13 protein-coding genes and 1 riboswitch are annotated in these 15,357 nt (G+C 33.0%); of the genes, 2 read left to right on the top strand and 11 right to left on the bottom strand.

Translation table 11 applies throughout. The annotated features are described in order from the left end of the window. From P6936_RS05580 to P6936_RS05565, 4 genes are all read right to left on the bottom strand, one after another. A partial coding sequence (locus tag P6936_RS05580) for a replication initiator protein A (RefSeq protein ID WP_276881073.1) occupies positions 1-337 on the bottom strand: 337 nt, incomplete at its 3' end. A gap of 90 nt (positions 338-427) precedes the next feature. After that, positions 428-709, bottom strand: a complete 282-nt coding sequence (locus P6936_RS05575; protein WP_159324238.1) for a CD1845 family protein — start codon at positions 707-709, stop codon at positions 428-430. A gap of 161 nt (positions 710-870) precedes the next feature. Then, positions 871-2,247 (bottom strand): 23S rRNA (uracil(1939)-C(5))-methyltransferase RlmD, encoded by a 1,377-nt coding sequence (rlmD, locus tag P6936_RS05570; protein WP_276881072.1) that lies wholly within the window; start codon positions 2,245-2,247, stop codon positions 871-873. After that, complete coding sequence (locus tag P6936_RS05565; RefSeq protein WP_276881071.1) at positions 2,228-4,570, bottom strand: ATP-dependent DNA helicase; 2,343 nt, start codon at positions 4,568-4,570, stop codon at positions 2,228-2,230. The genes rlmD and P6936_RS05565 overlap by 20 nt, the downstream gene beginning before the upstream one ends. A 63-nt stretch (positions 4,571-4,633) precedes the next feature. Between P6936_RS05565 and P6936_RS05560 the strand changes: the two genes are divergently transcribed. Continuing rightward, positions 4,634-5,380, top strand: coding sequence for a nitroreductase family protein (locus P6936_RS05560; RefSeq protein ID WP_276881070.1), 747 nt, complete (start codon positions 4,634-4,636; stop codon positions 5,378-5,380). Between the two features lie 33 nt (positions 5,381-5,413). Here the strand turns inward: P6936_RS05560 and P6936_RS05555 are convergent, their stop codons facing one another. Then, positions 5,414-6,814, bottom strand: coding sequence for an MATE family efflux transporter (locus tag P6936_RS05555; RefSeq protein ID WP_276881069.1), 1,401 nt, complete (start codon positions 6,812-6,814; stop codon positions 5,414-5,416). Between the two features lie 98 nt (positions 6,815-6,912). After that, positions 6,913-7,002: riboswitch (THF riboswitch) on the top strand. 20 nt (positions 7,003-7,022) lie between these two features. Here P6936_RS05555 and P6936_RS05550 point away from each other — a divergent pair. Then, a complete protein-coding gene (locus P6936_RS05550; protein ID WP_060929519.1) occupies positions 7,023-7,541 on the top strand; it encodes a folate family ECF transporter S component in 519 nt (172 codons plus the stop codon). 35 nt (positions 7,542-7,576) lie between these two features. Here the strand turns inward: P6936_RS05550 and P6936_RS05545 are convergent, their stop codons facing one another. From P6936_RS05545 to P6936_RS05520, 6 genes are all read right to left on the bottom strand, one after another. Then, the gene (locus P6936_RS05545; protein ID WP_276881068.1) at positions 7,577-8,407 is read right to left on the bottom strand and encodes a TPM domain-containing protein; all 831 of its coding nucleotides are present in this window, start codon (positions 8,405-8,407) and stop codon (positions 7,577-7,579) included. A gap of 9 nt (positions 8,408-8,416) precedes the next feature. After that, positions 8,417-9,001, bottom strand: a complete 585-nt coding sequence (locus P6936_RS05540) for a LemA family protein (protein WP_276881067.1) — start codon at positions 8,999-9,001, stop codon at positions 8,417-8,419. A 17-nt stretch (positions 9,002-9,018) separates the two neighbouring features. Continuing rightward, positions 9,019-9,519 carry an anaerobic ribonucleoside-triphosphate reductase activating protein gene (gene nrdG / locus P6936_RS05535; protein ID WP_276881066.1) on the bottom strand — a complete coding sequence of 167 codons (501 nt, stop codon included), beginning with the start codon at positions 9,517-9,519 and terminating at the stop codon, positions 9,019-9,021. Then, positions 9,516-11,636 carry an anaerobic ribonucleoside-triphosphate reductase gene (nrdD, locus tag P6936_RS05530; protein ID WP_276881065.1) on the bottom strand — a complete coding sequence of 707 codons (2,121 nt, stop codon included), beginning with the start codon at positions 11,634-11,636 and terminating at the stop codon, positions 9,516-9,518. The genes nrdG and nrdD overlap by 4 nt, the downstream gene beginning before the upstream one ends. 195 nt (positions 11,637-11,831) lie before the next feature. Next, on the bottom strand, positions 11,832-14,417 hold the full coding sequence (gene clpB / locus P6936_RS05525; protein WP_276881064.1) for an ATP-dependent chaperone ClpB: 2,586 nt from the start codon (positions 14,415-14,417) through the stop codon (positions 11,832-11,834). Position 14,418: 1 nt separating this feature from the next. Further along, entirely contained in the window at positions 14,419-15,348 is a 930-nt protein-coding gene (locus P6936_RS05520) for a J domain-containing protein (RefSeq protein WP_276881063.1), read from the bottom strand. Positions 15,349-15,357: the final 9 nt, after the last annotated feature.

Genomic DNA, 15,357 nt, shown 5'->3' with positions numbered 1-15,357 from the left:
CATAAATGACATTCGGCTTACCAAGTCCAAGCCTTACTCTTTCAATCAGTCCTATCCCTTTTTTGCTGTCTAACTCGTCCAATGTTTTTATGGCAGTAGGCTTTGAGATATTTCTTCTTCTCATAATTTCTTCAACTGTGAAATAGATAAATACTCTGCCTTCCTTGTCCACCCAGTTATTCTTAAATGACATTCCTGTGCGTTTCAAAAGCATGGAATAAAGGATAATTGCTTCAGCAGACAATCCCTTAAATTCTTCTCCGTCTACTAATATTTCAGGCACTTTCAGAAAGTTAAATCGCTCTGCTTCTCTGTTATAGAAATAGTCAAAGTCCATGCAGGATCACCTCCCTTCTTAAAAATTTACAAAGAAAAAGACGATAGTTTTTTCTTCTATCGCCTTTGGTAACCATTTTTATGAAATTTTTTAGATTGATTTCATTGTTTCATTGATACCTTGCAAAAAAGCTATAACTGTTGCTCCAACCATTGGTATTCCATATGGACTAACCAAGAATCCAATAATCAATGCTTCTATTCCGATGGTAACTTCTTTTTGCAGAAAAGATGCAATTGCTCCAAATATGCAAAACATCATCAGCAAATATAGTATGGCTGTTCCGATACCAAGTAGAAATGTTAGAAATGCTGTGAGGATACTTAACACCAAGCTAATTGGGAATAAGATTATTTTTATTATCCATCTCATAATTTCTTATTCCTCACTTTCAAAAACATTCTTTGTATCTCCACACACCATATCAATGCAAACATTCACATCCATATAATTTTTTAAGACTTTTTTTCGTCCTCCCTCTCCGTCTTCTACAAATACATAATGCTTGTAAAACTGCTTAAAATGCAGGATTTTCACGATTTCACTCTTTGTATCAACGCTATGCACTCCACATGTCTTGATCTTGGAAATTGATCAAATATTTCGAAATCTTTTATTATAAAACCTTGGTCGATAAAATCTTTAAGATTTTCTAGCTGAGTCTTTGGATTACAAGATATGTAGACGAATTTATCTACTTTCATCTTTAGTATTTTCTCTAAGGATTGAGGGGCAATACCTGCTCTAGGCGGATCTAAGATTACTACATCATAACGATCGCTGACTTTCTCTATTTCTTCTAAGACGTCTCCGCAAAGAAAATCAATATTGTCAATTTTATTTAACAAGGCATTTTCCTTAGCCTTTTCTACTGCCTCTTCTACAATCTCTATTCCTGTAGCATGCTTTGCTTTAAGAGCCATAAGCTGAGTAATTGTTCCAGTTCCAGAGTAGAGATCTAAGACATTCATCTTATCATCAATTCTAGCCAAGTCAAAGGCTTTTTGGTAGAGTTTTTCTGCTGTGAAAATATTTGGTTGAAAAAATGAAAAAGGAGAAATTTTAAAGGATAGACCCATCATCTCTTCTCTTATGTATTCTTTTCCATAAATTAAATGACTTTCCTCAGCAATTACTGCATCAGCACAAGAATCATTTATTATATGATAAACTGAAACTATCTTGCCCTCGAGTTTACTATCTAGAAGATAGGATAAAAATAATTTTTTTCTTATACTATCAAAGCTCATATCGCTAGTTGTAACCAAGAGCACCATAATTTCATTAGTCCTATGAGCCTTTCTTACAACTAAATGTCTTAATAGTCCATCTCTTGTACTTTTGTGATAGAAGCTAGCATTCTTTCGTCTAAAATACTCCTCAACCCTAGACCTTATTGTATTAAAGTCTTCATCAATTATGTTACAATCATTTGTCCCTACTATTTCGTAAAATCGATTCTTCCTATGAAGACCTAGGACAAGTTCTCCGCCTTTTTGCCTATCACCAAAGCTATATTCCATCTTGTTTCTATAAGCTTTACTTATAGGAGATTGGTTGATTTTTATTTCACCATCATAAGCGATATCATTATCCTTAAATAGATTCTTAATCATATCTACTTTTAGCATTAATTCTGTTTCATAGGCTAGCTTTTGATAGGCACAACCTCCGCATATGTCTGGATTAGCACAAGTTTTCGTATTATTTTCTAGGTCGGATTCTTCTATTAAATCCAAATATTTAGCCTTGATTTTATCCTTGCTCTTCTTATTCTCCTTAACTCTTACCAACTGACCTAGTAAGCCTCCCTTAAATTCCACAAGCTTACCATTTTCATTGTAGGCCTGAGAAATATTAGGATACTTCATTTTTTCTATTCTAACTTCTTCAATTTTCTTTTTTCTCATCTTTACTCCAAAATTCATCTATTATTGTTTCTGGATTTTCATTTTCATCCAAGTATTTTATATATCTCCAATGTTTGGGAAATAGACTTTGATATTTAGTCCAGGTATATCTATCGTCAACTAAATAGATTATACCCCTATCATTTTCACTTCTAATTACTCTTCCTGCTGCCTGAAAGACCTTGTTAATACCAGGATAAGTATATGAGTAATCAAAGCCTGCCATGTTTTTCCTGTCAAAATATTCTTTTATTAGATTCCTATCAAATGATAAACCAGGCATGCCAACAGAAATAATCATTGAACCTATCAGCTTATTTCCTATAAGATCAACTCCTTCTGCGAAAACTCCTCCGAGGACTACAAAGGCGATCTCACTACTATCATCGGTAAATTTCTTTAAAAATCGAGATCTTTCTATCTGATTCATGGATCTATCTTGAATTAGAATTTCTTCATTATGCCTTAGCATATAATCACCTGCAATCTTTTCTAGATAATCAAAAGAAGGGAAAAAAATAAAATAGTTTCCTTTTTTACTTTGCACAAATTCATAAATCAAATCAGAAATCCTAGAAATGTTCTCAAATCTATCCTTATACCTGGTCGATATAGATTTTTGGATAATCATTAGCTTGTCTGATGAAAAAGGCATATCTAACCTAAGTTTAAGGCTAGATTTTGCTCCAAGCATTATCATAAAAAACTTCATAGGCGAAAGGGTAGCAGAGAAAAATACGCTTGTTCTTGCCAAATCATATTTCTTTTTTAGCACATAGGATGGATCAACGCATTTAATTGCAAAAGTCTTTTCTTCATTGTCCTCATCAAAGGAGATAACATTATAAAAGCCATCTATGAATTGATCAGAGATTCTTAGATATGAATTTATCCTAAAATATATTTCCAAAACAAAATCATAGTTCTTGTCGTCTTTTTCTTTAATCAGAAAATTTTCCATTTTTTTAGAAAGCAGGATGAGTTTCTCATCTAAATCCAAAACTTGCTTTGTTGTATAGTAATGGAGTCTTTTTCCGAATTTAATATAATTATTTTCAAAATATTCTATAATATCGTCTACAATTTTCATAATTTTCTTATCCCTTCTAACATCTAGGGAATTTTTAAGCTCGATAAAGTCTGTATTCGAAAAAGAGAAGGAATACATATCTCTAGTCCTATCTAAAAGATTATGAGCTTCGTCTATTAGGAAGATATATCTATCTACTAGCTCATCAAAAAAACGCCTAAGATAAACATTTGGGTCAAAAATATAATTGTAATCGCAAATGATAAAGTCGGAAAAAGTCGATATATCAAATTCAAATTCTAGGGGACATACCCTGTGCTTTTCGGCATAAGAAGTTATTATATCATAGTCCATAATGGACTCATTTGTTAGTATATCTTTAAGGGCATCATTTACCCTATCAAAATGTCCCTTGGCAAATGGACAATCAATTGGATTACATTTTACTTCATCATTAAGACAAACTTTCTCCTTTGAAGTAATTTGCACAGCTTTAAGCCTTAGCCCCTTTTTTTCTAAAAGCTTAATAGCCTTAATAGCTTCTTTTGAAGTAGTATTCTTTGCAGTAAGGTAAAAAATTTTGTCAGCTAAGTCTTCACTAAATGACTTTATTGATGGAAATATTGATGAAATAGTCTTTCCAATTCCAGTAGGTGCATCTATAAAAATATTCTTTTCATCTAGGATCGCTGTATAAATAGCAACAGCCATCCTTCTTTGTCCCTTCCTATAAGAATCATATGGAAAATCAATATTTTTGCTTGTAGAGTTCCTTTGTTCGATATTCTTGCTAAGGATTTTTGAAAATTCTATGTATCTATTAAGCAAGTCAATGTAGAAAATTTCTAATTCGTCCTTATTAAAAGTCTTTCTAAATATTTTAGTCTTATAATTTTCTAAAGAAACATAAGTCAATGTTATATCAATAGTTGATAAATCATTATCACAGGCAAAAAAATAAGCGTAGCACTTGGCTTGGGCCCAATGCATTTGATTAGAATCATCTATAGCATCAAGGTCACGTTTGGTTGACTTTATCTCGTCAATTATATAGCTATCATTTTCTTTTATAAGCCCATCAGCCCTTCCTTCGACAAGAAATTCTGTTTGTGCAATATTTATTCTATGTTTTAACTTATATTCTTTACTATAGTTTTTGCCATATGATTTTTGGATTCTTTGGTGGGCTCTAATGCCTTCAATCATCCTTGCATTATCTCTAAAGCTATTATCAATATCGCCTGATCTCATGACAAATTCTATTAAGTTTCTTACAGAAATTTTAACTAACATCTTATCACCTAAGTAAATTATAGCACAGTGGGTATATAAAGAAAAAGATTGTTAGGAGGAAAAATGAACAATACTATTGATATAGCCTTAAAGCATAGGACTATAAGAGAATTTACCAATGAGAAAATTGACGAGAAAACAATAAATAAATTACTTGAAGTTGCCAATCATTCACCTAGTTCTAATGGTATGCAATTTTCTACTATAATTCGCATAGAAAACAAAACCCTTAAAGATAAGCTTGCAGAAATTGGAGGTCAAGCTTATATGAAAAGAGCACCTGAGATATGGATATTTGTAGCCGATTTGTTTAGAAACTACAATATTGCAAAGGAGAACTCAAGTGAAAATGATGAAATGATTGGCTTTGATAAGTTCATTCAAGCCTTTACCGATTCAATAATTGCTGCCCAAAATGTAGCAGTTGCAGCAGAATATCTAGGACTTGGAACAAACTATTACGGTAATATCCATAATGATACCCAAAAAATTATTGACTTATTAAAACTACCGAAACTTACTTATCCAGCTGTAGGCTTAGGTTTCGGCTATCCAAAGCAAAATCCTCAGCTAAAACCAAGAATGCCAATTAATTTAAGAGCCTTCGTCGACTCTTATCAGGTATTTGACAATTATAATGAAAAAATTAAGGAATATGATGAGGAAATGACGAATTATTATGATTTAAGAGATGCAAACAGAAGGAGTGATTCTTTTTCTCTTCAAATTCCTAAAAAGCAAGGAACTATTATTTTTAATAGGAATAAAATGTTTGAGACCTTAATCAATCAAGATTTTATCATAAAATAGAAATAAGCTCTAGCTAATGGCTGGAGCTTATTTCTAATACAATTGAGCTTTTGAATTTCTATCAAGCTTCATAAATTTTTCTATTTTTTTAAATTTCATCCTAAACATACTTACAGTTGTTAAAACAGCAATAGTATCAGCTATCGGTTCTGACAGAAATACTGCAAAGACTTTATCATCAAAAAATCTCGGCAAGATGAAGATTAGGGGTATTAGCACGATCATCTTCCTAAAAATAGCAAGGAAAGTACTTGTTCTGGCATCTGAAAAGGCAATAAATGATTGCTGGCAGGATAATTGCAAGCCAAATAAGAAAATAGATGCAAAAAATACCCTTATAGCCCAAGACGTATTTGCAATTAGTTCAACATTAGAGCTGAAAATTTTTGCAAAAAAGCTAGGAAAAATCATCAAGAGTGCCCAAAGGATACTAGTAAATCCAACACACGCAATAGTTTGAATTTTAAATGCTTCCTTAACTCTACCAAAATTATTTGCTCCAAAATTATAAGATAATATTGCTTGACCTCCTAGGGTTATGCCGTCGACTGGTAATAAGGCAAATTGCATTAAAGAAGAAGTGATTGTCATAGTACCAACAGCGAGGTCCCCTCCAAATTTTAATAGATTATAATTAAAGGCAAGCATTAATACACTTTCTGTCGATTGCATAATAAAGGGTGCCACTCCAAGGGCAAGAGCTGGCAAAAGTATTTTCTTTTCAACTTTCATACATGATTTTCTTATTCTTATAGTTGTCCTTGACCCAGTTAAAAATTTTAAGGCGTGAATTGCTGATAAGGACTGAGATATTATAGTAGCAAGGGCTGCTCCCCTAACTCCCATAGTAAATACATAGATAAAAATTGGATCTAAAATTATATTAGAAAGAGCTCCTATAATTACGGTTCTCATAGCTATTGTAGAGAATCCTTGAACCGCAATAAAAACATTCATTCCCAATGTGATATGTACAAAAATTGTCCCTAGAGCGTATATACTTATGTACTCAAGTCCATACGAAATAGTATTAGGGCTAGCACCAAAAATATAAAGTAGCTTTTCTTTAAAAATAATAACAAATATAGATAAGAAAAGGGAAGCTATTAGCAAAGACGTTAGCGAATTACCTAATATTTTTTCTGCCATTTCTTTATCTTTTCTACCAAGATAGATGCTAGATCTAGTAGCGGCACCATAGGAAAAAAGGGCGGCAAAGGAGGATATCAGAATAACTATAGGAAAACCAACGCCTACACCTGTGAGAGCGAGATTGCCAACTTTAGGAATATGTCCAATAAAAACCCTATCAACTATATTATACAAAACATTAACAATTTGTGAGGCAATCGCTGGAATTGCAAGCTTTAAGAGCAAGCCTTTTATAGGATCCTTGCCCAAATCAACATTTCTTTTTTCAACTTTATCTTTCAAATCTAACTCCTTATATAATAGTATATGAGAAAAAACAAATTAATCAAAACTTAAAAAAAGCTCTTCTATTTTTATCAATTTTAGTTTATAATATATCCATCAGAGTAGATAAAGAGCATTAAGTGTTAGGAAATGGGTTGTTGTTCCTAAACGAAGCGAATGCGTGATTCTTTATCGCAACCGCTGCCCTCTGATAGAAAGGGGAAATATGAAAAATAAAATATTAGTAAACAATTTAGTAAAAGCGGCTATGCTTACTGCGTTAAGCATAATCTTATCTAGAGTATTGGGAATACAATTATCTCCTAATATTAAGATATCCTTTGGGACCTTACCTTTGATGCTAGTGGGAATGCTTTTTGGCCCACTCTTAGGTGCCTTAGCAGGTCTTTGTTCAGATATGATAGGAATAATGATAAACCTTGGGGGAACTTTTCATCCAGGCTTTACTCTAGGAGCAATACTAACAGCTATGGTACCTGGATTAATTTTTAAGTACGGAAAAGAGAAAAATATCAACACTAGACTTTTGATAGTCTTTGTTATTCTTTTTGTATATGGAATTAATCACGGTCTACTTACACCTTTATGGCTAACCCAATTATATGGAACTCCATACAAAGTACTATTAGCAGGTAGAGCAATTAAGGTTATACCAGATGCAATCATCAATTATATTTTGCTTCTACTAATTTATGAAAGAATATTACCAAGAATTAAGCACTAAAAAAGGAGTCGTGGATAACCACGCTCCTTTTTAAATTAAAAACTTCTACTAGCTCCACCGCCACCGGTACTTCCACCACCGCCGCTAAAGCCAGATCCAGAAAATCCTCCACCTGAAGACCAACCAGAAAATGGAAAATCATCATCGTCATCATCCCCAAATCCTCCGCCAAACCAGCTAGGGAAAGTGTTTCTTGGTTGACCATAAAAAGTTCTATTAAAGCTTCTAAATCTTGATAATCTGTTGGCGATGATTATAAAAATGATAATCATGAAAAATACATAGAAAGGATTAAATCCATCATCTTGGTTCAATTCCTTTTGATAGCTTTCATAATCACCAGTGAGATCTACTTGGTATTCTTCGGCAACTTGACTAACAACGGCAGAAAATCCTTGGTTGATTCCCTTTGAGTAATCTCCCTTTTTGAAATCATCCATCATAAAATCATCAATTATCCTACCGACCTTGCCATCGTTAAGCCTTCCTTCTAGACCATAGCCAGGGATAATTGCAATTTGTCTTTTCTTATCAGCTTTATTTTCAAGAAAAAGAATCAATACTCCATTATCTTTATCCTTATCCCCTATTTTAAGTTGATTGAATAAATCACTCCCATAGGACATAGCATCCAATCCATTAGGATTGTTTAAGGTCAAAACAAGAATTTGTGATCCAGTTTTATTTTGAAGTTCCTTATTTGTATTTTTTATATTTTCTTTAGTATTTTCATCTAAAATAGAAAGCTCGTCATAGCAATAGTTATTGATTTTTGATGATAAATCATCTGCCTGAGCAAGCTTTGGAAAAAGGCAGAAGATAATTATCATTATTAAATTTAATTTTATTTTCACGGCCCTTTTCATTTTTTTCTCCTATTTATTGAAATCTACTGTTGGTGCTTCTTGGGCACTTTCACTTGCTTTAAAATATTCTGCTTGTTTAAATCCTGTGACCTTGCCTATTAGATTTGTAGGAAATCTAACTAATTTGCTATTAAATTCTTGACAAGCTTCGTTGTAATTTTTCCTTTCGACTGAGATTCTATTTTCACTACCTGCTAGCTCATCCATAAGTGATACGAATTGGGTATCAGCCTTTAATTCAGGATAGGCTTCAACAACTACGTTGATATTTCCTACAGCTTTTGTAAGTTCTTCGTTTGCTTTTGCAAGTTCTTCAGGATTTTTGGCATTGTTTACTCCTGCCCTAGCATTGGTAACTTCTTTTAAAGTATCTTCTTCGTGTTTTGTGTAGCCTTTTACAGTATTTACAAGATTTGGGATGAGATCTGCCCTTCTTTGAACCACATTTTGTACCTGAGCATAGGCCTTGTTTACATTTTCTCTAGAACTAGCTAGATTATTATAAGTTGGGACAATAGCTATTAATAGTATTACGGCTATAGCTATAATTGTGATTATGGCTGAAAAGCCCTTCATTTTTCTGTTTCTATTCATAATTCCTCCTATTAATATTACTTATACCCATTCATAAGAATTATTTTATTCTTATTTAATGAAGCTTTAACATCAATTATCCTCTGATTTGAAGAACCCCTAAAATCTAGGCTTAAATCTTTCAACTCTTCAACAAACTCACCATCAACTAGGACATCTACTAGTTTAAGAATTTCCCTTGCAATATTTATATTATAAAGAACCTCGTATTTGAAGCCACTATAAAGCCAAATTGATTTATCTATTTCTTTTCTTATATCTTTAAGGGCTTGAAGGAGTCCTAGGGGATTTTCTAGAGGTTCTCCACCAAGGATTGTTAGCCCTTCTATCTGATCTAGCTTTAAGTAAGAAAGAACTTCTCTTAAAGCTTCTTCATCCCATATCTTTCCGAAATTGAAGTCCATATATTCTCTATTGAAGCAGTTTTTACAGTTTCTGTCGCATCCTGTTAAGAAAAAAGAGGTCCTGATACCAGGACCATTTGCTATATCGTATTTCCTAATTTGACCATATCTCATATATGAACTACCCTAGCCTTGATTTCTTTGGTTCTTCCTTCATTCCAGAAATTCTCTCCTAGATAGCCACAGGTTCTCCTTACAACTGTTAGGGTATTTCTATCCTTATTGCCACAATTAGGGCAATACCAGTTGTTATCCTCATCTAAAAGAATTTCTCCATCAAAACCACATTCACCGCAATAATCAGATTTAGTATTAAACTCTGCATATTGGATATGCTCATATATATATTTTATCATGGTCAAAACTGCCTTGATATTATTATTCATATTAGGTATTTCAGCATAAGATATGCAACCACCAGTAGATAGTTGTTGGAATTCTGATTCAAAATCAAATTTATCGAAAACAGAAATTTCTTCTCTAACATCTACATGGAAAGAATTAGTATAGAAGCCCTTGTCTGTTACATCCTTTATGCTTCCAAATCGTTTTTTATCTATTGAAGCAAATCTGTGGGTCAAGCTTTCAGCAGGAGTTCCATAAACAGCAAAAGCTATGCCGTATTTTTTGCTCCATTCTTCCTTCTTATCATTTAAAACTTTCATTATTTTAATGGCAAAATCATGGCCGATTTTACTAGTATGACTCTTACCTGTAACTAAGATGCTTGCTTCATATATGCCTATATAACCTATTGTTACTGTAGCATAGCCATTTTCAAGAAGGGGCTTTATAGGTTGGTGTCTACCTAGCCTTGCTATAGCACCGTGTCTAAAATGTATAGGAGAAGAGTCGCTAGTTACCTTAGAAAGATGGTCATATCTAAGTAGGCCCACCCTTTTAATTAGGTCTAATCTCTTATCTAAAATTTCAAAAAACTTATCTTCATCCCCATTTGCTAGGATTCCAATTTGAGGAAGGTTTATTGTTGCAACACCCATATTAAATCTTCCATCGAATTTGTAATTTCCGAACTCATCCTTGTATGGTGGAAGAAAGGCCCTGCATCCCATAGGTGAAAATACATTTCCTTCGTAGTTTTCCCTCATTTTCTTGGCTGAAATGTAATCTGGATACATTCTCTTGGCTGTACACTTTGCAGCAAGCTCGGTTAGCTTATAGTATTTGCTATCTTCTCTGATATTATTTTCATCAAGGACATAAATAAGCTTAGGGAAAGCTGGAGTTACATATACGCCTTGCTCATTTTTAATTCCCATAATCCTTTGCTTTAGGATTTCTTCTATAATTTTTACAGTATTATCAAGATATGGGTCTTTTTCATCTGTATGCATAAAAAGTGTTACAAATGGAGATTGACCATTACTTGTCATAAGGGTATTTATCTGATATTGAATAGTTTGTATGCCACTTTCCAAGTCCCTTTGGGTCAAGGCTTTTGCCATTTCTATGGCCTTATTATCATCATCTAGGATACTTTTAGATAAGTCTAAATTTTTCTTATAAGACTTTTCTAAATAAGGGCTAAGGCATGAAATATTGATTGATTGGCCTCCATATTGGTTGCTAGCAATTTGTGCAATAATTTGAGTCATAACATTACAAGCAACTTGGAAGGATTTTGGGGTCTCAATCATTTTATCATTAACAACAGTTCCCTTATCAAGCATATCTTTCATATCGACAAGACAGCAATTAAAGATAGGTTGGATAAAATAATCCAAATCGTGGATGTGTATGGCAGCTGATTCGTGTGCCTCTACAAGATCTAGGGGAATTAACTTTCTTTTAGCTATATCTTTAGCCACTTCACCTGCGATTAAATCTCTTTGAGTAGATGCTATAATAGGATTTTTGTTAGAATTTTCATCCATAACATCAATATTTGTTTGATTTAATAGACCTAGGATATCATCATCTGAGGTATTTATCTCTCTCTTATAAGCCTGAACAGACTTATAGCTTTCATATGATTTAGCGGTTGCTGGATTATTCCTATCTATCAATTTATAGTAGACCTTATCTTCTATATCGTAAATTGAAATTTTATCTATATTTAAAGCTTCAGATTCTATTTCGTTTGCTATTTCTAAAGCTTGATTTGAAACAAAGACACCACTTGGTGAGTTCATAGCTTTTTCAATTGCTACTACTATTTTATTTTTTTCAAAGTTGGAAAGACTTCCATCTCTTTTAATTACCTTTAGCATAAGACCTCCAATCACTAGTAATTATACCATATATAGTAGTGCAAACAAATATGAATACTATATATGGTGCATTTCTCTAAAAATAGACCTTGGCTCTTTATTTTTAAAAATGTTTATTCATAAATGAAAATATAAAAAAGCCTCCAAATTCTTAGAGAAATCTTAGAATTTGAAGACTTATTTTGGAATATTTTATTATTTAATTTTAAATTTCAATTGATTATTTTCATCTAAATCTAATAAGGCAGTATCTTTTTCAGCAACTTTTCCTTCAATAATTAATTTACCTAGTTCAGTTTCAACGTGACTTTGTAAAAATCTCTTAACTGGTCTGGCACCATATTCGATATTGTAGGCATTTTTCAAAATATATTCCTTAGCAGCCTTGGATATTTCAAGGTTTATATCTTTATCTTCTAGTCTTAGTCTTATATCATTGATTTGAAGGTCTATAATCTTATAAACTTCATCGCTAGTAAGTGGAGTAAACATTACTATATCATCAATTCTATTTAAGAACTCTGGTTTAAATGAATTTCTTAGGATAGCATCAACTTTCTTCTTGTTTTCATCATCAATTGTTCCATTGTCATTTAAACCGTCAATTAAGTATTCAGAACCAATATTACTTGTCATTATAATTATAGTATTTTTAAAATCAACTGTTCTACCTTGAGAATCGGTAAGCCTTCCATCATCTAATACTTGTAATAAAATATTAAATACGTCAGGATGGGCTTTTTCAATTTCATCAAAGAGGATAACTGAATAAGGTTTACGTCTAACAGCTTCAGTTAGTTGGCCACCTTCTTCATAGCCTACATAACCAGGAGCAGCACCGATTAATCTTGATACTGAGTATTTTTCCATATACTCACTCATATCAATTCTAATCATATTTCTTTCATCATCAAACATAGCTTCGGTTAGAGCTTTGGCTAGTTCAGTTTTACCAACACCAGTTGGTCCTAAGAAGATAAATGAACCTATTGGTCTATTATGACTCTTTAGTCCAGATCTAGCCCTAATTATTGCGTTAGAAACTGCTGTTATAGCTTCTTGTTGACCGATTACCCTTTGATGAAGCTTCTCTGGCAATTTTAGAATTTTACTTCTCTCGCTTTCGACAAGCTTGCTTACTGGAATATTGGTCCAATTGCTAACAACATCAGCAACATCTTCATCTGTTACTTCTTCTTTTATTGAACCATCCTTGCCATCTTTAGACATTTTATTTGCTTTTTCGAGTTTTTGCTTTAACTCTTCAAGCTTTCCATACTTTAATTCGGAGAGTTTTTCGAAGTCATAGTTTCTCTCAGCTTGTTCGATTTCCACATTGACCCTATCAATCTCTTCCTTGATTTTCTTGATATCATCTATAGCGGACTTTTCTTCTTTCCAGCTCATGAAGTCTTCATCGTACTTTTCGGATAAATCTGCAAGCTCCTTTTCAAGTTCTACTAATCTCTTTTTTGAATACTCATCGTCTTCTTTCTTGAGGGCGGTGATTTCAATTTGCAATTGAAGGAGCTTTCTTTTTTGCTCATCTAGGTAGGTAGGCATAGTATCAATTTCTGTTCTTACTGTTGCGCAAGCTTCATCCATCAAGTCTATGGCCTTATCTGGCAAGAACCTATCTGAAATATATCTATCGGATAATTCAGCTGCAGCTATTACTGCGCTATCTTGTATTCTAATTCCGTGGAAGATTTCGTATTTATCCTTTATTCCCCTCAAGATACTTATTGTATCCTCAACTGATGGCTCTTCTACCATAACCTTTTGGAAACGACGTTCCAAGGCTCCATCTTTTTCTATATATTGCCTATATTCGTTAAGGGTTGTAGCACCAATAACCTTTATTTCGCCCCTAGCTAGCATTGGCTTCATGATATTTGAAGCATCCATTGCTCCTTCAGACTTGCCAGCTCCAACAATGTTGTGAATCTCATCAATAAACATGATTATCTTGCCATCAGATTTTTGAACTTCATCTATTACAGCCTTGAGTCTTTCTTCGAATTGACCCCTATATTTTGCACCTGCAACAAGAGAACCCATATCCAATGAGAAAATAGTCCTACCTTGGATAGGTTCTGGTACATCATTATTTACAATTCTTTGAGCTAAGCCTTCAACTATGGCTGTTTTACCAACACCAGGTTGACCAATGAGAACTGGGTTGTTCTTTTTACGTCTTGAAAGAATCCTCAAAGCATTTCTTATTTCGGTATCTCTACCAATAACTGGATCTATCTTACCTTCTCTTGCTTCTTGAGTAAGGTTTCTACCGTATTTTTCCAAAGGATTTGTAGTTTCTTCAGGGTTATCGTTGTTTACCTTTTGACCTTTCCTGACATTTTCTATAGACTTCTTAAAGTTACTTGCACTAATACCATATTTTTTATTAATAGGATCTACTTGGGTATTCTCCTTTAATAAGCTTAAAAATATATGCTCAGTTGATACAAAGCTATCCCCCATATCCTTAGCATAATCTTCAGCTTTTAGTAGGATTTTTTGGAATAGTTGACTTGGATATATGTTTGAATTGCCTGATTGACTTGGCAAAGAATCTACCTTTTTAGTTAATCCATTCCTATATCCTTCATAGTCAACCTTCATTGATTTTAAGATTTGGCTAACAATTGAATCTGAATTGTTAACCAAGGCGTAGGCTAGATGTATTTCATTTACCTCTGGGTTTGAGTTTTTTATTGCCATAGCTTGTGAGTCATTTATGGCCTCTTGTGATTTTTGTGTGAATTTGTTAATATCCATATTAAGCCTCCTCTTTTAATTGTCTATATAATTCTTCTTGTTTTTTACTTAAATTTTTAGGGTTTTCAATCATTATTTCTAAGATTAAATCTCCTACATTACCTTTTCTATCTTTATAACCTCTACCTTTTAATCTGATCTTTTGACCTGGGTTAACTTTTTCTGGAATATTCACCATCAAAGCTTTTGATTTACTTTGTATTTTTTTCTTAGTACCAAAATATGCATCCCAAGGAGTTAACCTTACTTTCTTGATAAAATCAATTCCTTCGAGTCTTAAATCGTCATCTTCTAGGATATTGACCTTTACTATAATATTAGCATTAATACCATGGCTTGATCCATCTATTCTGATTTTGTTGTTGCTCTTGATACCCTTAGGGATTTTTACATTAATATCTATAATAGAACCATTATTGTTAACACTTATAGTCCTACTACAACCATTAATTGCTTCATCTATCGATATATCTACACTTGCATCCAAGCTTTGTTTTTTCTTTTTTCCGAAAGTCTGACCAAAGTTTGAAAACTTTGAACCATAGCTTCCTCCACTTGACCTTCCTCCTTGTTGGAATGATCCAAACAAGGTATCAAAGAAATCTGAGAAACCACTTGCTCCTCCAGTAGAGTAAGTATAAGAATTTCCACCAAAGTTATTAAAATCAAATCCAAAATCCCTTGGATCAAAGTTTTGACCTCCTTGGAAGTTGGCATTTTGTCCAAACATATCGTATTTTTTACGTTTTTCTGTATCTGATAAAACCTCGTAGGCTTCATTAATTTCTGTAAACTTTTTTTCTGCTTCTTTATCGTTTGGATGAAGGTCTGGGTGATATTTCTTTGCTAATTTTCTATATGCTTTTTTAATTTGGTCGGGACTTGCTTTCTTATCTACTCCCAACACTTCATAATAATCTCTAAATTTCATAATTACCTC

Source organism: Anaerococcus tetradius, assembly GCF_947087635.1.
Classification (GTDB): domain Bacteria; phylum Bacillota; class Clostridia; order Tissierellales; family Peptoniphilaceae; genus Anaerococcus; species Anaerococcus tetradius.
This window is presented reverse-complemented; position numbering and strand designations above follow the sequence as displayed.